Origin of the sequence: uncultured Rhodoblastus sp., from assembly GCF_903903185.1 — a bacterium.
Taxonomy (GTDB): domain Bacteria; phylum Pseudomonadota; class Alphaproteobacteria; order Rhizobiales; family Beijerinckiaceae; genus Rhodoblastus.
Genome location: NZ_CAIUXT010000150.1, coordinates 76,749 through 100,869, shown reverse-complemented (window position 1 = coordinate 100,869; position 24,121 = coordinate 76,749). Strand labels below are relative to the sequence as shown.

Sequence of the window (24,121 nt, the reverse complement as noted above, 5' to 3'; positions counted from 1 at the left end):
ACAGCGAGGATGATTTTCGACATTTGGCCTCCTACGCCACCGGATTTCGCGAAAAATAACCCGCCCACCATTCCGCCCGGTCGCCGCGCCTGGCGTATTGCGCGGTTGAGCCGGGCCGCTCCCAATAACGGCAGGCGACGTAGCCGGCGTCATAGGCCGTGCGCGCCGCCTTGATCATCGCCAGCGCATGTTTTTCGGTGTTCTTAAACTCCCACAGCGCCGCCTTGAGTTGATCGGCGAGCGGCGGAAGGGTTTTCAGATCGACGCCCAAGCCTTTTCGGATCGCCGCGACGCGGTCGGCGTGCCATTGGTTAAGGCCGAAGGCCTCGCCGTGGTCGCCGACCGCCTTGACGTTGAGCGCAGATTCCGCATCGGCCTGGGCGAGCAGACCGGCGGCCTGCGCGGGCGTAAAGCCGGCGGCGAGCCAGAATTTATAGATCATCGTGGCGTTGGGGTAATAGGCCGCGCTCATGGCCTCCCCCAATCCGACGCCAGAAACAACAGCGCGCCGAGGCCGACGATCGCGGCGCCGATGGTGATTTCCACAAGCAAATCCTGCATGGCGGTTCACTCCAATTCTTCGTCGTTAATCCCCTCAAAATCATGATCGAGAACGATCAAGCCGACGCAGCCGATGAAGCTGATGACGACGGTGAAAAAGAAGGTTGCGCCGATCATGCGCCCGCTCCCTTCACCGCCTCGACATGCGCCGCCAGCGCGGGCGTGGCGGGCGTGGGCGCCGACCAGTTTCGGACGCGGCGGTTCACGTCCTGTTTGTCCACGTTGTGGCCCGGGCAGTCGTGGCGGTCGCGCAGACATTCCTTGTGGAAATGCAGCGTCGCCGGCTCGATGTCGAGCGCCTTGTGCAGGATCGCCAGCGCCGCGACGGCGTTGTTGCGCACCCTGGCGCCGTCGCCGGCGTCGAACGCCTCGCGCGAATAATCGCCGACCATTTCGACCCCGATACTCACGTTATTGTAGCAGGATGCGTGGACGCCGCGCGCCGTCAGGTCGCAGGCGACCCAGATCAGGTCGGGCGCGACAAACAGGTGCGGGCCGGAGGACCAGCCCAACTCGTGCCCGTAATAATGGTTGAGGTTGCGGATGCGCTTTTCGCCCGCTTGCCTGCCGAGGCCAAAATGCGCCCATTGCGCGAGGTTCGGCTCGGCCGTGTTGTGCAGCACGATGAACTGCGGCCGCCACGGCGCCCATTTGAGGCCGGCGACATAGGTCTTGAATTCGCCCGGCGTGAAGCCGAGCGGTTGGGTAAGGAAGGTCATGGGGTTTCCTTTGGCGGAAGGTCTTTGCAGAAAATGCAAATTGCTCGGATCACGCCGGGCGGTCGGGCTTGATCTTGTTCGGCGGGACGGGCTTGATCCATCGCAGCTCGCCCGCATCGACATGGATCGCGCCGGGCCGGAAGGCTTCCAGCGGCATCTGCGCGAAGCGGATTCCACGCTCCAGGCAGAAAGCTAAATGGATGCGGATCGGCAGGCCGCAATGGCGGCATTTCGGGTTCAAGGCGTTCCCCCTTCAGGTGTCAGGGAATCCTTGACAGCTACCGAACCCCGCGCAACGCGAGCCAGACGCCGCCGCCCGCCGCGACCGCCGGGCCGAGGCCGCGCCATTATTTCGAGGCGACGAGCGCGAGGCCAGAGCGGGCGATGACTTCGGCAAGCCAGAGCGCGAACAACGCCGCGATGAACAGCGCGACGAGGGCGAACCAGAGCGGCAGATAGACGAGGCGGGCGACGTAGAAGGTGGTGGTGGTCATGGCTTTCCCCTCACAAATCCGCGTCATCCGGCGTCACGCACTTCGCGCGTTCGAGCCGGAACCCCGGATGCGGCGCGCGATGCCGCGTCTCGTTACCGATGATCCAGCCTATCGCCCCGCTAATCTTGGTCATGGTGCAGAGCCCGACGTCTTGCTCGGAAGGCAGCCGCTTGACGTGGCATTTTTCTGGATCTGATGTGGTGCAGAAATTAGCGTGAACGACTCAGCCGCGAACATCGTTGCAGGGCGCGGCGGCGCACAACAGAGCGGCGCCGAGGGCGCCGCGAAAATCTTTCGCAGTCATGTTTTTTTCCCGCTGAAACAAGCGCTTTTTACCGGCTGGACGAAAGCCGAAATCCCCGCGATTCCGGCGCATTCAATAAGGCGCGCATGGCCCATAGTGCAGCACGTCGCCATTGGCGCCCGTGCCCTTGAAAACGGCGGTCGTGGTCGTGCCACCGCTTGTCATCGGGAAAATCGTATTATTGGTTTCGTCCTGGAGCGGCGGGCAATTCCAGCCGTTCGGCGCGGCGACGAGGAAGGTCAGTGTGATCGTCGAGGCGGTGCAGGCCGCCGTGAGCGAAAATTTGCCGACCGTGTTATAGCCGGAAAAGGAACTTGACGCGCATCCGGTATAAGCCGGCGTGGCGCCACCCTCAATGGCGCTGAGTGTGAGCGTGCCGGATGAATTGGCGATAGATCGAAAATTTGTAAAACCGGACCCAAGATTGTTGCGCTGGAATCCACTTCGGTATCCGACCAGGCCGCCCGCGGCTGCGTCCCAACTGGACGTGGCATATGCGGCAAATGATGGATTCGATATAACAAACGCATAGGTGTCCGCAGCGCCGGCTCCCGCCGTACGCGCTGTCAATGTGTAGCCCGCGCCCGTTCCGGTCGCCGTCAGATTCGGATAGGTCTGGCCGGAATTGGTGCAGGTTCCATTATAGCAGGCGGAATGGAGCGCCGTTCCCGAAGGGACGTTGAACACGGTCCCGCCGAAGGTTCCCGCCGCCAGCACTGGCCCTATGCTGTCGTAGCCGGTCGCGGCGCCATGAATATAGATTGCGCTGGTCGATGTATGCGCGGCCAGCGAGCCGACATAAACGGAGGACACAAGATTGTTGCCGTTGCCGTTCTCGACGATTTCGATGTTCGGCCATGTGTTCGAAGCCCGATTTGACGATGCAAAGAACTGTGCGCCGACGACGAGATTCCAGTTCGACCCGTCCGCAGAACTGTCAAACAAAATATCTTGTTTCGCCTGCCCGCCAAATTGCCCCGTCCCGATCATCTGATTGCCGGCGCCAAGAGACAAGCCGGAAGACCATGCCGCGCCATGCGCCCAGATGCCGATCTGGTTGCCGCCAATGTCGTAATTGGTGAAGCGCCACGCCGGGCAGTTATTCAACTCGACGCCCGCCGCGCCGAGATTGTTTTCCGCCTGGGAGCCTTCAAAAATAACGTCCGCCGTGCCGCCACAGTTGAAGCCGTCGCCGCCATTCTGCACCGCGACAGAATCGCGGATCGTGCCGCAGCAGGCCCCGTTGGCCGTCCCATAGGAATAGGCGGTGACGCCGCTCGACCCTTGCGACGGGCCGGAATAGATCATGAACCCGTCGGTTGCGCCGTTTTGAGCGGTCAGATGTTCAAGCAGAAAATGCCCGACATTGACGGCGACCAGCGGGCCGGCGGAGGGATTGTTGTGACCTTCCCATGCCTGATCGTTGCCGTCGAAAACGCAATTGACGGCGGATGTATTGCCTCCGGACATCAGCAGCATGTTTTGCAGATTGGCGCCCCCCGCCATTTTGAAATAGGCGCCAGTTGCGTTGCCCTGCCCGAAACCGACCGGCGGGCAGACCAGCGACGACACGCCGCCGGCCAGCGTGAAGGTCGCGCTTTGCTTAATCTGCGCCGCGCCGATCAATACCGAGACATTGGCCGGAACCGAAACCGCCGTCGAAAGCGTCTGCGCCCCCTTAAGCCCGCGCGCATCTACGATGCAGCCGGAAGCCGGGCAAGTGGCAATCGCCGAATTGATTTTCGCGCCTATGTCGCCGCTGAAATTCGGATAGACAACGGGCGAATAAAGCGGCAGGAGTTGCGCGAGGGAATTGCCGGCGAGGTTGAGCCCCGACACGTCGCCGGACGCGCTCCCCGAGCCGCCGCTACCGATCGCCAGCGGCGCGTCGATGGTCAGAACGCCAAAGCGCGCGGTCGGATATTGCAGCGCGAGCGCGGGCGCAAGGGAAAGCGCCAGCGCCAGCGCGGCGGCGAAGAAAATGGCGAGCTTTTTCATTGTCATCCCTGCGAATAGGTTGGAATTCCGCCATCGCTCCAAAGCGTCGTGACGCCAGACGTCGGCGATGTTGGAAGGCCCGCAATCGTCGCGCCGAGCGCAGAGGAAATCGCGGACGCGGGCGCAGCGGCCATGATCGCAGACGCCAGCGCGGAGAGCTGCACGGAGGTCAGCCCTGCAAGCGCGACGGCAAGCGAGGCCGGACTCACGCTCGCCGCCGATGAGGACGAGCCTGATCCTGCGCCAGACTCCAGCCCGTCAATGTTGGTGCAGGACACACGCCCAAAATTGACGATGGTCGCCCCGTTCGCCGTCACCGCTGAAAAAACAAGGTTATAGGTGACACCCGGCGCCAGCATTTCCAGCACCTGGGACACGACTGTCCCGGAAATAGCGGGGTTTCCTACCAGCCGCGAGGCAACCAGCGCGTCCGTACCCGAATGCACCGTCAAAGTCGTCGAGACGGTCACCAGCGAATCCCCCGTGGCGATCTGTTTGACGAAATCCATCGAAAACGACAATGCCTCGCCCGGGCTGACAGGCGGCAGAAAATCACCCGCGAACGGCATTTATGCCCCCTTTCCAGGCGCGACAAGAGCGCGTCGTGTAACCGGAGCGACCAAACGGCGCTTGACGGGCGGCGCGGTCAAAATGCGGAATCCGACGACTGCGACAGGCGCCGGCGCCGATGCGGAAAAGAGGGGAGAAAAAATCAACAGCATTTCGTCACCAAGCCGCCTTGATTTGCCCCGGAGCGCCGGGACCGCCAGCCGCAGAACCGTTGTAAACATTCGAGCCCCCGCCTCCCGGCGTGGAGCCGGGAACGCCGACGTTATTGACGACTGCCGTACCACCCGCACCGCCATCCGGCGAGCCCGCCGTACCCCCCGTTGTTCCCGAAGCCGCACCGCCAGTGCCGGACGCTCCCGAGCCAGCACCGCCGCCGCCGCCTTTGATCGGCGCTCCGTGCAGCCCCGCGCCGCCCGCATTTATGCGACTCCCGATGCAGAGCGCGGTGTTTCCGCTGGCGCAACCCGCCGCGCCTACCGACGTTGTGGCCGCAATCGCCGTCGCCGCCTGACAGCCGGTTGCGGCAGAAGCTGGCGCGGAATTGGCCCCGGCCAGGTTAAGGAAGCTCGATATTGTCCATTGCGTCGGCCATCCGTTCCCAACGGGCTGCAAATAGGCCGCACGGAAATAGACCAGTCCGCTGGAATTGGCGACGTCCGACCCGCCGACCGCCGAGCCGACGCCCGCAAAGCCGCCGCCCGAGCCGCTGGTCGTCGCGCTCGACCCGCCTGTTCCCGCGCCGCCCGCGCCCCAACAGGACGCATTGGTGAAGGCCGCCGTCGTCGGCACGCGGAACTGGCCTTCCGATCGCTGAAATGTCACCGTGCCATGCGCAAGCGGCGAGAACGTCGCGCCGGTCGGCGTGAGCGCGAAGCTGACGGCCAGCGCGGAGAATGCCGCCGAGGATGTAAGCGAAAGATTTGCCGGCGATATTTGCGGCGCACCCAAGTGTGCGTCGAACACCGCGACCGACGCCTTGTTGACGGTCCCCGTAAGAATCGTCCGAGTCCCTAGCCCCGAGGGCGTCGCCGACACATACCAGGGCGTCGGACTATTGGCGAACATGACGCTGACGAAAAGATCGTTGACGTAAGAGGTTACGACGTTGGGAATCGGCTGCGTCGTGACTTGCGGGTAATTGGTGGTCGAAACCGTCCAGGCGTCAACCGGCGTGGTCTGATCGACGCCGACATAGTCCATCACTGCGTAACTGATCGTGGTGGCCGTATCGGCAAGGTTGAGCGCGACGTCGGTCGCCTCGCCGGTCGAACCCGACATGAACTTGTAGCAGACCGCGCCCGTCAGGTTTTGCGACCCGGCGACATGGTTCTGACCGGTCCAGAGCGTCGACCAGCCCGAGGCGCATGTTATGGCCGGCGTGGCGCTGCCGCTATCCTGCGAAGCCACGACGACAATAAGCTCATTGGCGGCATAGGCATGAAAGCCAAGATTGGCCGCCGTCATGGGCGTGATTGTCGCGCCTGGCGTCGTGACTTGCTTGTGAATAATCCACTTCTGGTAAGGGCCGACCGGCCCGGCGACGGGAACCGCCGCCGGGCCCGGCGTCGTGCCGGCGGGGCTGGTGGTGGAGGCCAGGAATGCGCCGCCATAGCCGTAGTTGGTCCCGAAATTGGCCGCCGAGGGCGCATAGACGCCGCCGCTGTCGGTCGAAAAACAGACGGTCGGCTGATGGCTGGCTCCGGCGGCGGCGAATAGATCGGAGCAATTGCCGGTCGAGTTGATGCGAGCCGGCGTGAAGGTCGAAGCATTATAAAAGGCGTTGAGCACCGGTGTTGGAATGCAGGGATTGGTGTCGCCGCTGTAGGGCGTGCAGCCCGCGCCGGAATTGCCGACCGCACCCTGCGACGACCCCATGTCGAGAATGGCGTCTTCGGTGTCGCCCTGGAAAAAATAGGCGCTGTCGGTTCCGTCCGAGCCGAAGGAAAAGGCGTTGTTGTTGATTCCCTGATAGGGGCTCGAAGTGTTGGCGTTGCGCACCGTCCCCACGCCGCCCGACGTGTAGGCGATGCGAGCCCATGAGCCGCCTTGCGGCGCGTAATAAACGACAGCGTAAGTCGGCGCGGCGCATGAGTTCCAAGTCGAGACAATATTGATCCACGTATCCGTTGCCGGGGGCGTGGTGTTCAGATAGGGAACATAGGTCGTTGAGCTTTGGGTTGACGGGTTATTCCAGTTGAACCGGAAATCAGGGTCCAGTTCAAGCCAAAGCCCATTGGCGTTTTCATAGGAGCCGCCGCCGTGGCCGTTGCCGGTCAAGAACATATTGGACGCGCCGAGCGTCGGAGTGACACCTGACGCGACGGTGTTGACATTGCCCCGGACCCGATAAGCGAACGTCCCCTGGCAGGCGTCGGGAAGCGTGTTTTGGATTACGATATTCGCTCCCGCGTTCACCGCGACGGCGTTGACGGCGTTCATCGTGACGGTGAAGGGCGCGGAAGAGCCTGTGCAGGGGCTTGAGGCGCTGACCACGCCGACCAGCGTTCCGGTCGAGGCGTTGAGCACCCGCTGGCCGGCGGAGACGCCCGCGCAGGAGGCGAGATTGACCTGAATCGTGGTTGAGGAACTGATCGTCAAGGGCGCATAGGCGGTCCCGGCAAATTGCGCGCCGCCCGCCGAGGCGTCGAGCACAGGCGTCGTGCGATAGAACATGTTCTGGAAAATGGCGACGCCCGGCGCCAAATAGGGCGTGAAGATCGGGAAAGCCTTCGAGCCGCCAAGAATGATGCGCTCGGCGCCAAGCCGCGCCTCTTGCCGGGATCCGGCCTCGCCCGCCCAGCCGGGCGCCAATGCCGCCAGCATCGCCGTCAGGACGGCGAGGGAAAACAGTTTCTTCATCGACTTCAATCCTTGACGCCGGAAAGCGAAAACCACAGATCGTTCTGCTGGCCGGAAGTGAACGTAAGCGACGACCCCCCGGAATAAACCATGACCAGATAAAGATTCACCGTCGCGCTCGAATCGTTGTTCTGCACCGGCAACGACAGGGGGAAACTGCCGATGGTCTGGACCGATCCGACCGTGGCGACCGGCGTGAAAGTGATCGGCGGGCAGGCCAGATATTTGAGATCGGCCGCCGCGAAGGCGGGCGTCGCCCCATCGGTCAGCGATGTCGAGTTGGTGGGGTTCCGGGTGAACAGATAGGCCGTGATCTGCCCGGCCTGCCCCGACAGAAAACCGCCAAGTAATTGCGTGAGCGTCGCGCTCGGCTGCGTGGTGTTGCGGAAGACCGGAAGGGCGAAAATCGCGCTCTGTCCCGCGGTCCCGGTAGAACTGCCGATGCACTTGCCGCTGGCATAGGCGCTGGAAAGGTTGACGGTCGGCGCTGTGGCCGCGAGCAGCGGCCCGAAATTGAGCGAACCGGCATAGCCGATGATATTTGACCCGGCGGCGAGCGCCGGAAGCGAATTGATGTTGGCTGCGAGCCGCCCGCTGGTATCGGTCAACAACTGCCGCGCCAGGCCGCCGCCATCCACGCCGCCGACGACGTCGGCATAGGAAGGCGCGGAAGCGCCGGGAACCGCGCCTGCGGCGAGCGCCACGTCGAGGCGCTGCTTCGCGTTGATGAGCGTCGAGGTCAGGGCGGTTCCGCCGCCGTCCTGCGCCTTCGCGCCGAAACTGGCGTTGGAAATCGCGCCGATGGTGTTCGCGCCGGCCGGGAGCGCGGGAAGCTGCTTCACATTGACGAAGGCGCCATTGGTCTTGTCGCCATACCAGCGGTCATAGGTTAGGCCATTCCAAAGCGCCACCGCCTCCTGGACAATGCCGGTGGCCGACGCCGCGTCGCCGGAGACCGAGCGCAGCCTGTCATAGGACGAGCCGTTGAAAATCATCGGCACTTCGGCGGCGAGGCCGGTGATCGCCATGGCGTCGCCGGAGACGCCTCGCTTGCGGTCGAGATTGCCTGCGCTGTTGACGAGTTGGTCCACGCCGCCGGTCAGTATGCCGTAAACCGTGCCGAGCGCCTGATTGTCGGCATTGTGAAACGCTGCGACATTGGCGCCCAGGCCCGTCGTCGGATCGGCGACGACGGAGCGCCCGGCGCCACCAGCCGAGGTCGTGACGAGCGACGGCTGATTTGCGGCAGTCGCCGCGCCGGTCGGAAGCGGCAGGGACGCAACGGAAATTGCAAGCGTCCCCGAAAGTTTCGACAAAATCGCCGAAAGCCAGCCCGTGAGGCCGACGCCGCCCGTCGGCATGGAAGCGCCAGTGATGGCTGCGCCGCTATCGGCAATTGGTAGACCGGCGTAAGGTGAAGGGACCGCCAGATTGCCGGAACCGTTTTGAAAGCCAAGCGCCGTCGCGCTGGCCGGGACCGATGATCCGAGTGTTCCAACGCTGGCGTTGGATCCGCCGCCACCGCCACCGCCGCCGGCGATATTTAGCGGATTGGCCGCGGTGCCAAGTTTGTTACCGGCGCCGTCTTCGATCACGATGCCGCTCGTCTGCGACCCGTCCGGGTTTTTCCATTGCATGAAAATCTCCTTGGATTTTTCAAAGGGAGTATGGGCCACGCCGTTTAAAGCTGAAATTGGTCCCAGCCGATTTGCAGACAGGGAACCGCCATCGAGAGCGCAATTGTTCGAGCGCCATAATTCAAATTTCTGCCGAACCGGCGATCCATGCGTTCGCGCTCCCCGCGTCTGTCAAAATGTAGCAGCCGTTCGCCGCCGCCCCCGTCGTCGTGCAGTCGATGCTGAGGAGATTTGGCGTCGCGGCGACCAGCGTCAAAGCGGTAACGGAATTGCCGGACGACCAAATGAAGGTTCCACCGCTTGTCAGCGTCGGCGCGCCTCGCATCGGTGCGGGCGAGTCAAGTTCGACGCGGATGTCCGTCGGGCTGACGCCGGACCCCAGGCCGAAGGGAGAATAGGAACCCGTGGCTGCAATCCTGAAATAATATCTATGGCATAGAAAAAGTTCGACGCCGGGAGGCCGCCGCTCGAAAGCAGTCGCCACATATCCGAACTCGAACTGCGGGCGCAGCACCGTGCCTGTTGAAAACTCCACGTTGGTCTGCGTTGCCGCCGTGAGGCTGGCGAAGGTCAGCGGCGCCGCAGTCGGGCTCACCGCCGCCGAAGCATAGGCGCCCGAACCGCTGTATCCTGTTCCCTGCCAAACGCGCGCCTGGGCCGTTCCTGCGTTTTGGACCGTATAGGCCCCGCCTTCGATCAGCGAGGATTCGATCGGCAGGATCAACGACCCCGAGGTAATTATCAACGTTGTGTCAGCGCCCGAAGTTGCGAAAGTGTAGGTCGCGCCGCTCGCGCCGCCCTTGACGCCATCGTGTCCGTACGCGCCCGCCGACAGCGTCACCGCGCCCGAAACATTGCGCTGGTTGACGGCGAATGAGGCATTGCGGAGACGGTTGCGCCAACTCAGGGCTTCGCCGGACGCAATTCCGTAATTAATCGAGGCTTGCCCGGTATTCGCGTTGAAGTCGAGCGCATCGAGCCAACTCGATCCGTTCGGCGATACCTTGAAATGGAAATTATCGTCGCCTGTAAGTCCGACTTGGGCGCGGCCTGAAAATCCATCCTGGAAAAGGATCGACGCGGTATTGCCAACCGCCGACTTGTTAAGGGTGAAGTTGAAATTCGTCCCATTGAACAAGGCCGAGGCGCCAAAAACTGAAAGTGGGTTGCCCGGGTCCGCCGCTGTTCCGATGCCGACGAAGGGAAGCCCGGAAGTCGCCTGATCGACGATGGTCCATTTTCCGTTGGGGCTGACCGCGCCGTTACTTTGCAGTACGAGGTAGCCATAGGGCGACGAAATCGCCGCGCTCGACAGGCCGTCGATCAAGTCCGAACCATTAGGCGTGAAAGCGATCATCTTGGACGAGGAGGCGTTTCCGCTCTCGTCGACAACCCTCAAGGAAACTCCAGTCGGATATGACGACGCCGCCGGCAAAGCCACCGCGCGAGCAACGGTGATCGCGGTGAAAGCGATCGTGCGATCGGAGACGAGCACGGCGTAATTCGCATCCATCACCGCCGTACGCGCGGCTGTTAGCACCTCGGACAATTTCGCGGCCGCGAAGCCGCCCGGCGTGACGCCATCATGAACGGTGACCCGGTTGTTGGTCGTGTCGACGATTAGTTCGCCCTGCGCGCCGGCATAGACTGCGACGTTGGCCGCCGTGTCACGGCGACGTTTGACTTGAACGGACATGGATTTCCTTTTTGTCTCGCGCCTCGGCCACAGAAAGACGACGAACCCGGCGCCGATGCGGCTGGAGCAATGCGCAAAAAAATGGATGCCGAATATTTTTGCCAAAAATATTGCAAGAACTGCGGAATCTAGAGTCGATTTCGGTTCCACCAAACGCAATCGATTCTGGCACCCGCGTCTGGACGGAGCTGCGTCAAAGTAGAATGATCATTCAGCTTGCCGTCGTTCCGAGGTCGATGATGACCGTCACGGGAGATGACAACCCGCCGAAATCGTCGGCTTCGGCGACAGACGCATTGACGAGGCCGTAGTCCATTGACGCGCCAACGGCCAAAGCCGCCGCTACCGGACCGTTCGCCCCCGTCCCCTGGATCGTGTAAGGGTAAGCGGCGCAAGTCGAAAGGTCCTGAACGCCGCTGCCGAAAATGTTGAAACTCTGAAATTTGAGATAGATCGTTCGACCAATTTGCGAGGCCGCGACGTCATATTTCAGAATGGCTGAATCGAGCAAACAGAATGTAGCGCCGGCCGCATGGGCCGAAGCCCCGGATCCGGCGAGACCGCGATAAAGACCCGTCAGAGAATATTTGTTTGCCGCTGTGAGCGTCGCTGTCGTGTAGCTTGAATATTCGCCATCCACATAGCAAAGCGTGACTCCCGCCGCCGCGCTCGCCGGCGAGGTCGAAGACAGTGCGCCTCCACTCGCGGTCAGGTCCACCGCCAGCGTGTCGAAAGAATCGGGATTGGCGCCCGAGTTGGCCGGAAGAGTTGAGGAAGCAATGCCCTGGCGCGCCGACGACCCGATACGCGCGATTTCCGCATAGGAATTGCCGTCAAGCGAGGCCCAGACCACGCAGCCGCCCCAATTTGGATCGCCGTTCCGGCCGCTGGCGCCAAGCCATAATTGCGGGACATTGCCTGTCAGCAAAGGCGGCGGTTCGAGGATGATCGGCGTATTGACCGGCTGCGGCGCGATGGAACTGTCCGGAACGCCGTTCGATTTTATCTGGGTCGGATAAAGCGCCGCCGTCGCCACGCCCTGAGGAAATTCTTCCGCTGTCACGGTGATCGCGCCATCGGAATCTTCCTCGATCTCAACGATCCGCACGATTGTCTTGTTCAAACCAAGCGCCGGATCGGTCAGCGTAACCAGATCCATCGGATCGAGCAGACAGAATTCCATCGACAGCTTGAAGATGAAGGTGTTGCGAATGTAGAGGCCGCGTTGCAGAATTAATTGCACAGACGTCTGCGCCACCTGTAAATCACAAATTTCATGCGCCGTGATCGTGGAACCAATGCGCAAGCCGTAGCTGTTGATCGCCGCTTGGTCAAAAGCTACGATCGGTCCGGTATTATAGGAATCCGAGCGCGCCTGAATTTCGATCGCTTGCTGGTTATGGGCCAAATAGGGATCGGAACGCATGATCCTGACCGGATCTTCGCCATCCGTATGCAAATAATCCTCATCGGTAAGGTCATATGCCGTCGTTAGATTTGGCGTCCACGTTTTCTGAAAGGAAGCCGAGCCGCCGGTCACTTCGCCGTCGCCATAGGGTATGATTTTCAACAGCCCGCCGGACCATACCGCGGTGGCGTTGGTAAGCTGCAGCCAGCGCGTCAAGATCGAGGAGGCAGTTTCCTGCATGTTCAGGACCGGACTGATCGCCAGGTAATTGGCCCAGCAATAGGTCTGGTAAGAGGAATCGCCGGAATTGGCGAAAAGCGATGTTGCGTCGATGGAAGCGGCGGGAAAGCCGACGCCATATTGCGGGTTGGTCAGGAAGTCCGAGATCACCAGCGCCGGATCCGCATCCTGGCCGTTGACGCCGGCGCCGTAAAGAATACCGAACACCTCGAAATTATTGTCGCCGACGCTGGCCGAGGCGCCGAGGTCGTAGTTCGAATTGCTGACATAGGCTACGCCCGGATAGGTCAGCGCTTGCGCCGGAAATGCTCCGGACAGGTAGGGCCAGACGCTCTGCGGCGAATATCCAGCGAAAAGGCTAAGGCCCAAGGCTGCGAGATCGACGACCATGGTCGAAGTTTGCCAGATTTTGCCGATGCCGGCGATTGGCCCTTCGCCGATCCCCATCATGATGGAGCAGCTATAGGTATAGCTCGTGGTCGAACCGCCCCCGCCTCTCCCACCGCCCTTGCCCCCACCCTTTCCGCCGGCATGTTGCGGATGCGCCTTAAAGTTCTGGTACCAGAAACAATTCGGCGCGAGGATATTGGCGCCATAGATGATCGGCACCGGAACGCTGCTCGATGTCGTCTGGACCTGGAGTCCGGAATATTTGGTGATCTGGGTATTGCTGTTTCCTGCGCGCAAGAAGCCCATTATGCCCTCGTCTTTTCAGCCCAGATGGAAAAAAAGGCCAGCTTGCGCCTGGGGTCGGTGAGCGCAGGATTTTGCGCGAGCGCTTCCTCGACGACGCAACCGGCGTCATGATAGGCGTGAACAATAGCAACGGGATCGGCGCCAGTTACAATGCCCCCATGCGAATAACAGCGGCCATAGCGAAACAGCGCCAGATCGCCGGGTTGCGGCTTGATGACCCGCGCGCAGCGTTGTGAAAAAAACGAAAGATATTTTTCATCGTCGCGATGAAGCATCCAGTCGGGATCATAGGGCCGCGGATCGAAAGCCGGGACCAGGCCCAGATCGACGAATACCCGCACGATCAGCATGCCGCAATCCACGCCGGCGCCGAGGATATCGGCGCCATTATGATAGGGGGTCAGAATCCATTTGCGCGCTTCCGAGACCACGCGGTTTCTGTCCTCCAGTTGGCGCCGTTCGACTTCGGTCATGGCCAACTCCTATTTTCCGCCCTTGGCGCTGTTGGAGACCACCGAAGAAAGCGGCCCCGTCATGATCTGCGGCGGCGGCACAAACGGAAAACCGCGAAACTGGCTTAGGTTGTTGAAGCGACTCTGGCATGTCGCCATCGTGTGGTCGCAGCCATAGGAAGCCGAAAAGGCATCGCCGGCGGCGGGCGAATAGAGCAAGGGATAGGCAAGCTGCAGCCAGCCGCTTCCAGCCGATTTGATCGTCGCGACCGCACCGGTATTGCCGCCTGAGGTGAAGGTAATAGTCCCCTGCTGAAAGGGGGGAATCGCCCCCGGCCAGTATATCTGCGTCTGCGTCGAGCCTGCGCCGACGCTTCCGGTCGTCGAATAGGTTCCTGCGACGACGGTGCAATTGGCGTCATAAAGGACATGCTGGCAATTGGCCTGATAGCAGTTGCGCGGCATGTCGATGTCGAGCAGCACGAGATCGGACGCGACAGTGACCTGCGCGCTGGCGCGGCCGATTGAATCGATCTGTGCGACGCGCCCCTTGAACATTACGATTGAACCGATCGGCGGCGTCCCCCAGGCGGAGAAGAAAGCCTTTTCGCGCCGAATTTCAGCGCCGTCGAAAAGCCCCTGCCGCAAGGCCTGTAGAAATGGAACTCCGCCAATCGTGTCGGTCGTGCGCGCGCAAATCGTCACCTGCTGGCTATCGACATTGACACCGCAGGACGCGCGATATTTCAAACCCGAGATCAAGACCGAATTCGCCAGGTAAGCGAAACCGTTGAGCGCAAACGGAATGTCGAGATCGGTGTACGTCAGCACGGCGCCATTGGCGAGCAAGATGGTATAACAATCCGCCGTCAGCAAAGGCGCGTCGGAAGTCGAGCGCAGCGTGTTGAGAAAAGCGACAAGAGCTGGAGGAGCGGACTTCATTCAACGCACCTGGCGGAATTTGAGGCTTTTGACCCGCCAGATGCCGGACATGAAATTCTCGAATTCCGCCTGGTCGTCGAGAAAGCGGCACTGGAAGGCAAAAGCAAAACTGGCGGCGATGCGCGCCCCGCCGATCGGCGCGGTGGAGAAGGCGATCGTGTTCGGCGCGCTCCATGAATAGGCAGTCGTGGAGACGCCATTGATCGTGACGCCCGATACCGACGTTACATAGGAAACAGGCTCGAAATAGCCGCCGATGGCGCGACCGAAAGTGAACGTCGTGGTCGATCCGTCGCCAACAGCGATGACCTGATTGACAGCGGTGTTGTCGGTCGGGTCGGCGTAAAGGAAGGTTCCGAGTTGGCCGCCGCAGGAAAGCCAGAAGCCCATCAGGGACTGGAGCGAGTTTGCTTGCAGGCCGGCGTTGGCGGCGGCTGAATCGAGACCATCGAAGGTCAATTCGAACGCATAGAGCGCATGGGCGTAAAGTCCGGTTCGTGCTTCACGGCCCGAGGAATGCGAGGCCACGCGCGTCGAAAACGTCGGCGTTTTAACGACGCTCCAGCCTTGTCCCGGCAGGGTCGGAAAGAGCGGGGGACTCAAGCGCGCACCGTTTCAAGCATGAGAGATTTCGAGGCCCAAAAGTCGCTCATGAAATGCTCCAGATCGACGCTGTCTTCGGCAAAGCGGACGAGATGCGCGGCATTGAAATCCACGGTCAGCAAGGCGCCGGAGGGCGGCGCAACCGTGAAAGTCACACTCGCCGGAAGGATCGAGACTTCATAGGCGTCTGAGGACAGAGCTAATCCGTTCAGATACACCGTCGCAGCGCCAGTGACCGCCTGAACGCTCTCCGCGTAGCCGCCAATCATCCGCCGCAACAGGAACGACCGGGCCAAGCCGTCTCCCATCCCCAGCGATTCGCCGCGACAGATGCTTAAACCGGCTGGAGGCGCGAACAGGAAAGGCTTCGTCCGGCCCGCATGAGCGCCAATGAAGCCAATAACCTGCTGTAATTCCAATTGACTTGCATTGTCGCGCAAGAGTTCGAAGTTCAATTCGATATCATAAAGCGGACTGACGATCCGGGCCGTTCGCGCTTCGCGCCCCGAAACATGGGCAAGGACGCCGGTCGAAAAGCGCGGCGCATATTTGACGCCCCAGCCTTGTCCCATCAGCACCGGAAAAACGGCAAAGGTCCCTGGGCCCGGCGGCGTTTCGACCGCTGGCGGATCGATCGCCGGCCCCTTGCCGCAAATCCAGTTGCCGGTTGGCCAATTCCCGCCGTCGCCCCAGACGCCGGCTTGGAGAGGAAAAGTCGGAAACGGTCGCGCATCCCAGTTCCATGCGCAACAAAACGGCGCGAAAATCATCGGAACGCCAGAACTGGAGGTCTCGATATTGGCTTGCGCGCTCCAATAATCATGCACTGCCTGCAACGCCATGTCGGCGAGCAGGTCATCGCGCTTCGGCATCCAGACGCCGCCATCAGGGCCCTGCCAGAGGGACCAGAAAGGTGTGCCGCTTTCCGTCGATTTCGCATCGAAAAAAACGTTTGGCTGGTTGGTGCAGCGATCGACGCTGGCGAAGCCATATTCGACGAAGACGATCGGTTTCGACTGCGGCTTCCATTGGGTCGCGGGTCCGTGCGGCGCCCAGACAAAAGGCCGGTTGATATAGGTGCAAATCGCACGGCTGATCTGACCGATCATACTGGCGAGCAGAATGTCGTCGGCGCTCGACTGGACGCCGAGATGCGCCTTGAGTTGCGCCAGGGAAACGAGATCGCCCCGCGCCATGCTCACGGCGCCTTTTCCGAGCGAACGCGGGCGCGCGGACAGGAATCGCTGGCTTTTTCCGCCGCCGTCGATTCTGCGGCGCCCGCGGGAAAGCATCCATGCGCCGCAAGTTCCGCGGCCAGACCTTCGGCGGCTTCAAAGCCGCCATTGTCATCCGGCGCGAAAGCCTCGCCCGCACAAGTAACAGCGGTCAAGCCTACTGGAGCCTGAAATTTCATATCTCGATCCTGTTGTGAGGAAGAGGTCGCGCCGACCAAAATCGTTTCGAGATCGCTTGCGATCTTCGCAGAATTCCAATTCCCGTCGTCAGCGGCGGACCGCCCCGAAAAATCGGGACGGTCGCCTTCAACAGAGCCGGTCAGCCATTGCCGATATTGGTGATGACGGACATGCTGGGCGGGAAAAAGTGCTGAAGCGCCTGGTCGGCATAGACGCCATATTCGTAACGGCGCGCGCGCAGCGGCCATTCGATCTGGTAATAGTCCTGACGCGTGCGGATCTGCACGACATTGCCGACATTGGCGAGCGGATAGGGCAATTTCCGGGTCAGGAACAGCATGGTTCCGGGCGGCATATTGGGATGAATCTTGACGTCGATCGATTTGGCGCCCGCCAGCGAGTATTTGTTCTTGTAGGTGGTGACCATCACGCCGCCGCCAATCGCGTCCTGCTGGGCGTCGAAGATGAATCGCTGGGCGCTGTTGGCGCCTCCGGCGAGAATCTTCTTCGAAATATTGTTCGCTTCCTGCGACGAGACCCAGACTTCGTCGGGCGAGAGGCGATACAAATCCCAATTGGCCTTGAGGATGGCTTCGATCTCCACCACGCCGCCGGCGCCGTCCGCCGTCAAGGGCGTCCCAACGCCGGCGGCGCCGGTCGGCTGGACATTGACAATGGCGCCGGAACCTGGCTGCAAAGCCTGGGTCAGCAGGCCGTCGAAAACCAGGGCGTTCGAGGAATTGTCGGCGTTCGGCAGCAAAGCTGCGGTCTGCGTTCCCGTCGCGTTGGCGACGATCGAGATGCTGTTGATGGTCGTGATCGCGCCGAGCGTTTCGGAGCCGACGGCGCCCCAATACCAGGCATAGCCGAAAGCCCCGCGCGTGGCCGCTACCGAGGCCGTGACGCTGCCCGCCGGGCCGGTGACGGCGATTGTGGCGTTGGCGGATTTCTGCGCCGCGCCGCCGCCGAATGTGTCGGAGGAGAGGTCGGCGTTGGTGCGGACAATCGAAGCCTGTACGCCCGAAGGAGAAGCGACCGTGGAATTGATCAGGGCATCGAGCGTCAGCGCCACGACGATCACCGACAGGGTTCCGGTCGCCAGAGCGCCGCCCGAGTTCGAGGCGGCGAGCGTCGGCGTATTGGTGACGCCGAGGGCAAGCGAAGTATTCCCGCCGAGGATCAGCGCCTCTTCGCCGATCATCAGCGCCTCCAGCCCGGCCTGGGCGGCGAGCGCGCGAATGTCGTCGAAATTCTGTCCGGCGTATTGCGCTTCGAAATCGACGCTGGTCTCGATGCCGATGCCCTTGTAGGTCGCAATATAATCCTTGGTCTGAATAGCGGCGACGCCGCCGCGATTGCCGCCCGATACGCCAACCCTCAGACCCGTGTTGTTGATCGCGGTGATTGCACGCCAGGCGGCCTGAATGCCGCCCTTTCCTGAGACGCGGGGGATGGAGTTGCGCAGCGGCGTCAGCACCGGAAAGAGCAGCTTGGCGCCGGTCTCGAGGTCGTAATAGGTGAGACCCGAGGCGGCGGAAGCGCTCTGCGAAAAGGTGGATTTCTCCAGGCTGGCGAATCGCGGATCGAACAAGGGCGCGGATTGCGCCTTGCGGATCGCCTGATTCAATTCCAGCGCGTTGTGTTGTGCGTTCATGGACATGCTTTCAGCAGGGCATATCGCCGAAAGGCGGATCACCTTCCGGGCGGGCATATGCGGTTAAAAATTAAGCGATGGCGGCTCAGCCGAACCTCTTCGGCTGCGTCTGGGCCGCCTTGATAAGCACGAGCGAGGCTTTCTCGGGTGAAAGCCGCGCCAGTGCGGCGGCGAGATCTTCGATGCCCGGGTCCGCCGATTTGGATACCGGAGCGAACCCCGGAATCAGCGGCGGCGGCGCGGGGCTGTGCTCCAGCGCGGCGACCCGCTCGGCGAGCTCCGCCAATCGGGGGGCCAGATCCGCTGCCATTGTTCGCGCCGCCTCGGTATCGTCAGCCAGTTTTTCCAGCCGCGCCTCATTGTCGGACGACTTCTGCGCCGCACGCGGCTGCACCACGGCGACGCAATGGGATTTCAGTCGCTCCAGCAGGCTCGACAAAGCTTCCGTATGGATGGGCTCGGCGTTGAGATCGGCTTCGATCGCCGCGAAAAAATCCGAAATAGTCTCGGCGGCGCCGGCCTCGCTTTCGACATTGCCCGTCAGCCATTCGCGCAGGAAAGGACCAATTCCGGCTGACGCAAGCTTGGCGGCGACTTGCGCCTTCTTGCTTATTGCTCCGGCGAAGGAGCGCTGCTCGCGGACGCCGTCGGCTTTCACCAGTTCGAAAGTGGCCTCCGGAAGACATGGCAGATCGACCAGCGAGATTTCGTTCGGGCGGGCCGTATAACGGATGAAATCCGGATTTCCCGGATCAGTCCAGCGCTTCACATAGGCGCCGCCCTGGCTGAAGCCCGTGTAAACCCCCTCCTCGATCTTGCGCCATTCCTCGTCGTCGATGATTTTCGCAGCGATTTCGATGCGCTTCTCATCGTCGTTGAAAGCGATGGCGGCGATTTTGCCCGCCGCCACCTTGCCATGCATCGAGCGCAGATTGCCTAGGCTCTTGCCGCCGGACGCCTTGGCGAAATCCGCCGTCCATTGTTCGTAGAAGGGTTTGGTCGTGACGTAATCGCAGATTTCCCCTGCCCGGTCAGGCCGTTCGGCCGTGGCGTAGCCATAGACAAGCCGCTGGTCGGCGTCCGCCTTGTGAAGGGGGATGAAGAGGTTTAAAAGTTCGGGCACGCGGCGCTCCTTGAAGGGCTGCGCCAGCTCCGTGTAATTACGGGACTGGCTTTTTCGACGAAATTTCATAAAAGAAAGTGCGCGCTTCTATTTATTGCTGACGACGCGCAACAATGGCACGGAGCCAAAATGCAGTATTGGAGCGCGGTTGCGCGGCGACTGAGCCCCTATACGCCCGGCGAACAGCCGCGCATCGAGGGCCTGGTCAAACTCAACACCAATGAATCGCCGCTGCCGCCGTCGCCGCGCGCCCTTGCGGCCATGCACGACGCCGTCGACGATTCATTGCGGCTCTATCCAGATCCGGAATCGGTCGCCTTGCGAAAAGTGCTGGCCGCCTATCATGGTCTCGGCGTCGAGAATATTTTCGTCGGAAATAGTTCCGACGAGGTTCTGGCGCATATATTTCCGGCGCTGCTCAAACACGACGAGCCGCTGCTGTTTCCCGACGTGACCTATAGTTTTTATCCGGTATGGGCGAATCTTCACGATATTCGCACCGAGACGGTCGCGCTCGACGACGACCTGCGCGTCGTCACCGGCGACTATCGCCGCAATTCGGCCGGCGCCATCATCATCGCCAATCCCAATGCGCCGACCGGCGTCGCGCTGGGACGCGACGCCATCGCGCGGCTAGTGGCGGAAAACGCCGACATTCCCGTCGTGGTGGACGAGGCCTATGTCGATTTCGGCGGCGAAACCGCCGTTCCGCTGATCGCAGATCATCCCAATCTGCTGGTGGTGCGCACTTTTTCCAAATCGCGCGCGCTGGCGGGCCTGCGGGTCGGCTATGCGCTCGGCGCGGCCTCGCTGATCGAGGCTTTGTCGCGCGTCAAAAACTGTTTCAATTCCTATCCGCTCGGCCGCATCGCCCAGGCCGGCGCCATCGCGTCGGTCGAGGACGAGGCCTATTTTCAGGCGAGCCTGAAGACCATCGTCGCGGAGCGCGAGAACATGAGCGCGCAATTGCGGGACTTGGGTTTTTCGGTGCTGCCGTCGAGCGCCAATTTCATCTTCGCCCGCCATCCAGGCGCCAGAGGCGGCGAGCTGGCGCAAGCCCTGCGCAACCGCGCCGTGCTGGTGCGCCATTTCAATCTGCCCCGCATCGACGATTATCTTCGCATCACCGTGGGGACGGCGGAGCAGTCGGAAAAACTCTTTGCGGCGCTGAAAGATATTTTAAAGTAAGGCTCGCCACCACTCCCGTTTTTCGAAGGTGAAATCTACCGTCGCCTTGAAATCCGGACTATTTGTGCGTCAGCGAATTGCTTCCCAGCCGCACCACCCCCCGCCCCGTCGTCACCGTGAGCACATCGGCCATCGGATCGTCGGGCAGCGTCTCGCCCAGAATTTCCGCCGCGCGGCGGCGCGTCATCATGCCGGCCCCGACATAGGCGACGAGATTTTCGCGCTGGACGGTCGGGTCAATAATGCTCTCATGGCCCCATACAAATTCCAGATTCTCCGCGCCGAGCAGATGGATGACATGATCGCAGAGCCGCTTGATCCAGGCGAGGATCGGCAGCAATCCTTCCTCGTCGGCCATGTTCTTCTGCGTTTCGCCCGTCGCGCGATTCATCTGGTTGACGAAAGGCTGCGGCGAGATCGAAAAGGCGAAGCAGACGACGCGGGCGATCCATTCGTCGAAAGCGTTCTTGAGCTCCGGCTCCTTCGTCTGAATAAAAGTGCGGGCGACGCCGCCGGGCACGAATTTCGCGCGTCTGCGCCGCGCCAGATCGCCAGTGAAATAGAGATCCCAATAATCCTGAAAGTTCTTGATCTGGTCCGGCGTCCAGGCGTCCGGCACGCCGATCAGACTCTCGGGAATATTGCCTTCGCTGTAATAGCTGAGCTGGCTCAATTGCCGCTTCATTCCGATATTGACCGTGGCGATCACCTGTTCGACCGGCGAATAGCCATAGGCGCGATGCGAGCGAACATTGCGCGGACGATAGATGATGTCGCGCGCGGAATAATCGACCGCCGGCATGCCCTTCAATATCTGCTGATAGGCGACGGGATAGACCAGCGCGCCGTTGCGCGCGAAGGGACGCGGCGTGCGTCCCCAGGCGTCGAGCACCGGCTTGATCGTCGCGCCGTCGAGGGGATGCAGGGCGAGCAAAGCGCCGGAGCGGTCGCGCTCGCACCACAGCGCCGGCGCGTCGATGACGAACAGGTCTTCGAGCACCACGCGCATCCAGGCGGCCCAGTCATGGGCGCCATCGGGGGAAAAGAAAAACTTTTCAACTTTGGCGATTTGCGCAGGCGCAGCGCTCGCGCCGGATCTGACGCGAATGCTCCAGTTCATCCGCTCGATCTGGTCCTTTCGCGTCTCGATGACCAGCCGCAACAGATCGTAGGCGTCGGCCAGCGCGCGCAGGTCGGCGAAGGAAATCGCCTCATAGGAGCGCGTGCGGATATTCAGATTATAGCCGGCGGGAAAATCCCATTGCCGGCCGGCGACATCGTCAGGCGCCCCCGGCGCCTGCGGGTCCGAGGGGCCGAACCAGTCGGCGGCGCCGTTGACATTGTCACGGAGGCGGGCGGCGACCTCGACAGGCGAAAGGGACCAGCGAGGAAGACCCGCGCCGCGTTCGGTCATGTTTGACTCCAGTGATTCGAGTTTTTCTGCATCAGCAGAAAAGTCAGCCCTGCCGATTCAGCCCGTCGGCCTGCGCGCGGTAAAATTCAAACACCGCCGCGCCGTCGCCCTGTTCGAACAGCAGCGACGACACCGCCCAGACCAGAGCATCGACGCGGTCCGGCGAATAGCCGGCGCGGGAGCGGTCGAAATCCGGCGTCATCAGGCACATCTGGTCTTCAAGCTTGGCGAAGACGCCGCAATGGCGCACCCTGCCCTGCTCGTAAAGCGCCGCCACCGGCTCGGCGCGGGCGAATTTGCCGCGGGCGGCGCGCACCGCGCGATAGGGCACATTGGCGTCGATCTGGCGAATCAGTGTCTCGATCATCTCGCCGCCATTATTGACTTCGGCGACGATGCAATCGGCGGAAAACTCCCGAAAAGCCTGCACGGCGCGCGACGCCCAGCCGAGCGGCGTCTCGCCCTGACGCGACAGATCGGCCAGGACATGGACAACCCGGTCGGGCGCGAGGCCGGCGACGATCATGCCGCATTCGTCGGCGTTGTCGCCGGAAGTGGCGGGCGGATCCACGGCGACGACGATGCGCCCGAGTTTTGACCGCTCCTTGCCGTCGGCCAGCGCCGCTTCGATGACTTCGCGCGTCCACAGGGCGCCCGGCGCGTCGAGCAGCAGATGGGCATGCAATTCCTGCCGCCCCAACCGAGTGCCTTCATATTTGCGCACGACACGGTCGAGAAAATTTTCCGCCAGATTGCCCATGTTCTCGAACGTCGAATGCTGCGTCGAAAAGGTCAAAGGGTCGGCCAAAAGATCACGGAAGAATTTGGTCGGCCGCGGCGTCGTGGTGACGATGGCCTGAGGTTTCGCGCCCAAACGCAGGCCGAACACCGCCTGGTCCCAGGCGTCGGGATAGCGCCAGGCGGCGAGTTCATCGGCCCAAAATTTCATATGCTGCTTGCCGCGCAACCTTTCGGGTTCCTCGGCGGAAAACAGCAGGCTTTTCGCCCCATTCGGCCATTCCAGACGCCGCTTGTGCGCGACGTAGCGAGGGCGCTCGTCGCGCGGACAAATTGCCAGCACGCCGGATTCGCCTTCAACCATTACGTCGCGCACATCATCGGCGGTCGCGCCGATCAGGTTGACCATGGGAAAACTGCGCGCCCATTGGCGCACCGTTTCCGCACCGGTGCGGGTCTTGCCCCAGCCGCGCCCGGCGAGAGGCAGCCAGAACACCCAGTCGCCCGGCGGAATCAATTGTTCCGGACGCGCCCAGAACGGCCACAGGGTTTTAAGCGATTCCAGTTCATCGGCGTCGAGTTTGGCGAAAAAAGCGGCGCGCTCGCGGGCGCCGAGCCGCGCCAGGGCGTAGGCATGGGTCGGGTCCTTTCCCATCGAGGCGATTAATTCTTCGCTTCAGCTTCGGGACCCCTGTCCGGCGCCGCTTGTCCGCGCGCCAGCGAATCGAGCTTCTTGAGCAGCGACTTGCGCGCCTCGTCGAGCGAACTGGCCGCCTCGGCGCCGGCGTCGAGACCGAGCAGCTTGGCGCGCCGATCCATGATGGAAAGAACCCGGGATGCTGCGGCGGAATCGCCGCCCATCGCCGCCGGGTAATGCGCCGCCTGCAATTGATCGAGACGCAGCAATTCGAGCTGGCGCAACTCGCGCGCCGGCGGCTCGCGGCAGGAGCGCAGGTTTTTCGTGACGATGGCGTAAATGCGGCTCACCGAAACGCGGCCAAACCCCGCCTCCGGCAATTTGCGGGCGATCTCATGAAACGTCAGCCCATGCAGGCGCATGTTCAGGATCGCCAGATCGCGATTGACGCGGTCGAGCGCGGTCTCGCGGCTCTGGGCTTTTCGCGAAGCCGCCGGGACTGCATTCGCCGGCTGATCGGCTGGAATATTGCCGACCTCGGCGAGCCGGCTGCTGCGTTTTCTTGTTATCATCTCGCGCGGGTCCGACGCCATGTTCCATCCATGTCCGATTGGCCGCCTCGCGCGATTTCGCAATGACCCGCGGCGTCGCGGCGCCATCCGGGTCCGGGAACGCCAGCGGATAACAAAAACCCGGCGGCTCTGTGCGAGAGCGCCGGGCGGAAATCTTCAACATGGATAGTTATAGCGAAAGTCGGTCGACCCGTCAATGGG

At 62.0% G+C, this 24,121-nt stretch carries 22 protein-coding genes; 2 read left to right on the top strand and 20 right to left on the bottom strand.

Annotated features, from left to right (window positions below; all coding sequences use genetic code 11):
- Positions 1–31: 31 nt before the first annotated feature.
- The 15 genes from QZY01_RS14340 to QZY01_RS14270 all read right to left on the bottom strand — a co-directional run bounded on the left by QZY01_RS14340 (position 32) and on the right by QZY01_RS14270 (position 16,375).
- Positions 32–472 (bottom strand): phage tail tip lysozyme, encoded by a 441-nt coding sequence (locus QZY01_RS14340; RefSeq protein ID WP_294538130.1) that lies wholly within the window; start codon positions 470–472, stop codon positions 32–34.
- Positions 473–674: 202 nt separating this feature from the next.
- Positions 675–1,280: a peptidoglycan recognition family protein gene (locus QZY01_RS14335; protein WP_294538127.1), complete on the bottom strand. Its 606-nt coding sequence runs from the start codon at positions 1,278–1,280 to the stop codon at positions 675–677.
- Between the two features lie 49 nt (positions 1,281–1,329).
- On the bottom strand, positions 1,330–1,521 hold the full coding sequence (locus tag QZY01_RS14330) for a hypothetical protein (protein ID WP_294538125.1): 192 nt from the start codon (positions 1,519–1,521) through the stop codon (positions 1,330–1,332).
- A 106-nt stretch (positions 1,522–1,627) separates the two neighbouring features.
- Positions 1,628–1,774: a hypothetical protein gene (locus tag QZY01_RS14325; protein ID WP_294538123.1), complete on the bottom strand. Its 147-nt coding sequence runs from the start codon at positions 1,772–1,774 to the stop codon at positions 1,628–1,630.
- A 10-nt stretch (positions 1,775–1,784) separates the two neighbouring features.
- A complete protein-coding gene (locus tag QZY01_RS14320) occupies positions 1,785–1,907 on the bottom strand; it encodes a hypothetical protein (protein ID WP_294538121.1) in 123 nt (40 codons plus the stop codon).
- A gap of 243 nt (positions 1,908–2,150) precedes the next feature.
- Complete coding sequence (locus tag QZY01_RS14315; protein ID WP_294538120.1) at positions 2,151–4,076, bottom strand: hypothetical protein; 1,926 nt, start codon at positions 4,074–4,076, stop codon at positions 2,151–2,153.
- Positions 4,077–4,078: 2 nt separating this feature from the next.
- Positions 4,079–4,645 (bottom strand): hypothetical protein, encoded by a 567-nt coding sequence (locus QZY01_RS14310; RefSeq protein WP_294538118.1) that lies wholly within the window; start codon positions 4,643–4,645, stop codon positions 4,079–4,081.
- 157 nt (positions 4,646–4,802) lie between these two features.
- The gene (locus QZY01_RS14305; RefSeq protein WP_294538116.1) at positions 4,803–7,505 is read right to left on the bottom strand and encodes a hypothetical protein; all 2,703 of its coding nucleotides are present in this window, start codon (positions 7,503–7,505) and stop codon (positions 4,803–4,805) included.
- A 5-nt stretch (positions 7,506–7,510) separates the two neighbouring features.
- Positions 7,511–9,142, bottom strand: a complete 1,632-nt coding sequence (locus tag QZY01_RS14300; RefSeq protein WP_294538114.1) for a hypothetical protein — start codon at positions 9,140–9,142, stop codon at positions 7,511–7,513.
- A gap of 121 nt (positions 9,143–9,263) precedes the next feature.
- The gene (locus tag QZY01_RS14295) at positions 9,264–10,838 is read right to left on the bottom strand and encodes a hypothetical protein (RefSeq protein WP_294538112.1); all 1,575 of its coding nucleotides are present in this window, start codon (positions 10,836–10,838) and stop codon (positions 9,264–9,266) included.
- 211 nt (positions 10,839–11,049) lie between these two features.
- Complete coding sequence (locus QZY01_RS14290) at positions 11,050–13,182, bottom strand: phage tail protein (protein ID WP_294538110.1); 2,133 nt, start codon at positions 13,180–13,182, stop codon at positions 11,050–11,052.
- Entirely contained in the window at positions 13,182–13,655 is a 474-nt protein-coding gene (locus tag QZY01_RS14285; RefSeq protein ID WP_294538109.1) for a hypothetical protein, read from the bottom strand. The genes QZY01_RS14290 and QZY01_RS14285 overlap by 1 nt, the downstream gene beginning before the upstream one ends.
- A gap of 9 nt (positions 13,656–13,664) precedes the next feature.
- Positions 13,665–14,576, bottom strand: a complete 912-nt coding sequence (locus tag QZY01_RS14280; RefSeq protein ID WP_294538107.1) for a DUF2163 domain-containing protein — start codon at positions 14,574–14,576, stop codon at positions 13,665–13,667.
- The gene (locus QZY01_RS14275) at positions 14,577–15,179 is read right to left on the bottom strand and encodes a DUF2460 domain-containing protein (protein ID WP_294538105.1); all 603 of its coding nucleotides are present in this window, start codon (positions 15,177–15,179) and stop codon (positions 14,577–14,579) included.
- Positions 15,176–16,375, bottom strand: coding sequence for a glycoside hydrolase TIM-barrel-like domain-containing protein (locus QZY01_RS14270; protein ID WP_294538167.1), 1,200 nt, complete (start codon positions 16,373–16,375; stop codon positions 15,176–15,178). Before QZY01_RS14270 ends, QZY01_RS14275 begins: the two co-directional genes overlap by 4 nt.
- Before the next feature lie 98 nt (positions 16,376–16,473).
- Between QZY01_RS14270 and QZY01_RS14265 the strand changes: the two genes are divergently transcribed.
- Positions 16,474–16,611, top strand: a complete 138-nt coding sequence (locus QZY01_RS14265) for a hypothetical protein (protein ID WP_294538103.1) — start codon at positions 16,474–16,476, stop codon at positions 16,609–16,611.
- 122 nt (positions 16,612–16,733) lie between these two features.
- Here the strand turns inward: QZY01_RS14265 and QZY01_RS14260 are convergent, their stop codons facing one another.
- Together QZY01_RS14260 and QZY01_RS14255 are read right to left on the bottom strand one after the other, a co-directional pair.
- Positions 16,734–18,248, bottom strand: a complete 1,515-nt coding sequence (locus QZY01_RS14260; RefSeq protein ID WP_294538101.1) for a hypothetical protein — start codon at positions 18,246–18,248, stop codon at positions 16,734–16,736.
- Between the two features lie 85 nt (positions 18,249–18,333).
- A complete protein-coding gene (locus QZY01_RS14255; RefSeq protein WP_294538099.1) occupies positions 18,334–19,371 on the bottom strand; it encodes a hypothetical protein in 1,038 nt (345 codons plus the stop codon).
- A gap of 129 nt (positions 19,372–19,500) precedes the next feature.
- Between QZY01_RS14255 and hisC the strand changes: the two genes are divergently transcribed.
- A complete protein-coding gene (gene hisC, locus QZY01_RS14250; RefSeq protein WP_294538097.1) occupies positions 19,501–20,559 on the top strand; it encodes a histidinol-phosphate transaminase in 1,059 nt (352 codons plus the stop codon).
- A 58-nt stretch (positions 20,560–20,617) separates the two neighbouring features.
- On the opposite strand, the gene QZY01_RS14245 is transcribed toward hisC, so the two are convergent.
- From QZY01_RS14245 to QZY01_RS14235, 3 genes are read right to left on the bottom strand one after another with little or no spacing between them, the layout of a single operon-like run.
- Entirely contained in the window at positions 20,618–21,973 is a 1,356-nt protein-coding gene (locus tag QZY01_RS14245; RefSeq protein ID WP_294538095.1) for a phage portal protein, read from the bottom strand.
- Positions 21,974–22,016: 43 nt separating this feature from the next.
- On the bottom strand, positions 22,017–23,366 hold the full coding sequence (locus QZY01_RS14240; RefSeq protein WP_294538093.1) for a terminase family protein: 1,350 nt from the start codon (positions 23,364–23,366) through the stop codon (positions 22,017–22,019).
- Positions 23,367–23,374: 8 nt separating this feature from the next.
- On the bottom strand, positions 23,375–23,941 hold the full coding sequence (locus QZY01_RS14235) for a hypothetical protein (RefSeq protein ID WP_294538091.1): 567 nt from the start codon (positions 23,939–23,941) through the stop codon (positions 23,375–23,377).
- Positions 23,942–24,121: the final 180 nt, after the last annotated feature.

What these genes read in the sequence shown, in the direction of transcription:
- QZY01_RS14340 (WP_294538130.1), bottom strand. Translation starts at nt 472, where the DNA reads ATGAGCGCGGCCTATTACCCCAACGCCACGATGATCTATAAATTCTGG.
- QZY01_RS14310 (WP_294538118.1), bottom strand. Translation starts at nt 4,645, where the DNA reads ATGCCGTTCGCGGGTGATTTTCTGCCGCCTGTCAGCCCGGGCGAGGCA.
- hisC (WP_294538097.1), top strand. Translation starts at nt 19,501, where the DNA reads ATGCAGTATTGGAGCGCGGTTGCGCGGCGACTGAGCCCCTATACGCCC.
- QZY01_RS14295 (WP_294538112.1), bottom strand. Translation starts at nt 10,838, where the DNA reads ATGTCCGTTCAAGTCAAACGTCGCCGTGACACGGCGGCCAACGTCGCA.
- QZY01_RS14335 (WP_294538127.1), bottom strand. Translation starts at nt 1,280, where the DNA reads ATGACCTTCCTTACCCAACCGCTCGGCTTCACGCCGGGCGAATTCAAG.
- QZY01_RS14305 (WP_294538116.1), bottom strand. Translation starts at nt 7,505, where the DNA reads ATGAAGAAACTGTTTTCCCTCGCCGTCCTGACGGCGATGCTGGCGGCA.
- QZY01_RS14260 (WP_294538101.1), bottom strand. Translation starts at nt 18,248, where the DNA reads ATGAACGCACAACACAACGCGCTGGAATTGAATCAGGCGATCCGCAAG.
- QZY01_RS14285 (WP_294538109.1), bottom strand. Translation starts at nt 13,655, where the DNA reads ATGACCGAAGTCGAACGGCGCCAACTGGAGGACAGAAACCGCGTGGTC.
- QZY01_RS14245 (WP_294538095.1), bottom strand. Translation starts at nt 21,973, where the DNA reads ATGACCGAACGCGGCGCGGGTCTTCCTCGCTGGTCCCTTTCGCCTGTC.
- QZY01_RS14235 (WP_294538091.1), bottom strand. Translation starts at nt 23,941, where the DNA reads ATGGCGTCGGACCCGCGCGAGATGATAACAAGAAAACGCAGCAGCCGG.
- QZY01_RS14265 (WP_294538103.1), top strand. Translation starts at nt 16,474, where the DNA reads ATGCGCCGCAAGTTCCGCGGCCAGACCTTCGGCGGCTTCAAAGCCGCC.
- QZY01_RS14270 (WP_294538167.1), bottom strand. Translation starts at nt 16,375, where the DNA reads ATGGCGCGGGGCGATCTCGTTTCCCTGGCGCAACTCAAGGCGCATCTC.
- QZY01_RS14300 (WP_294538114.1), bottom strand. Translation starts at nt 9,142, where the DNA reads ATGCAATGGAAAAACCCGGACGGGTCGCAGACGAGCGGCATCGTGATC.
- QZY01_RS14280 (WP_294538107.1), bottom strand. Translation starts at nt 14,576, where the DNA reads ATGAAGTCCGCTCCTCCAGCTCTTGTCGCTTTTCTCAACACGCTGCGC.
- QZY01_RS14320 (WP_294538121.1), bottom strand. Translation starts at nt 1,907, where the DNA reads ATGACCAAGATTAGCGGGGCGATAGGCTGGATCATCGGTAACGAGACG.
- QZY01_RS14325 (WP_294538123.1), bottom strand. Translation starts at nt 1,774, where the DNA reads ATGACCACCACCACCTTCTACGTCGCCCGCCTCGTCTATCTGCCGCTC.
- QZY01_RS14240 (WP_294538093.1), bottom strand. Translation starts at nt 23,366, where the DNA reads ATGGGAAAGGACCCGACCCATGCCTACGCCCTGGCGCGGCTCGGCGCC.
- QZY01_RS14315 (WP_294538120.1), bottom strand. Translation starts at nt 4,076, where the DNA reads ATGAAAAAGCTCGCCATTTTCTTCGCCGCCGCGCTGGCGCTGGCGCTT.
- QZY01_RS14290 (WP_294538110.1), bottom strand. Translation starts at nt 13,182, where the DNA reads ATGGGCTTCTTGCGCGCAGGAAACAGCAATACCCAGATCACCAAATAT.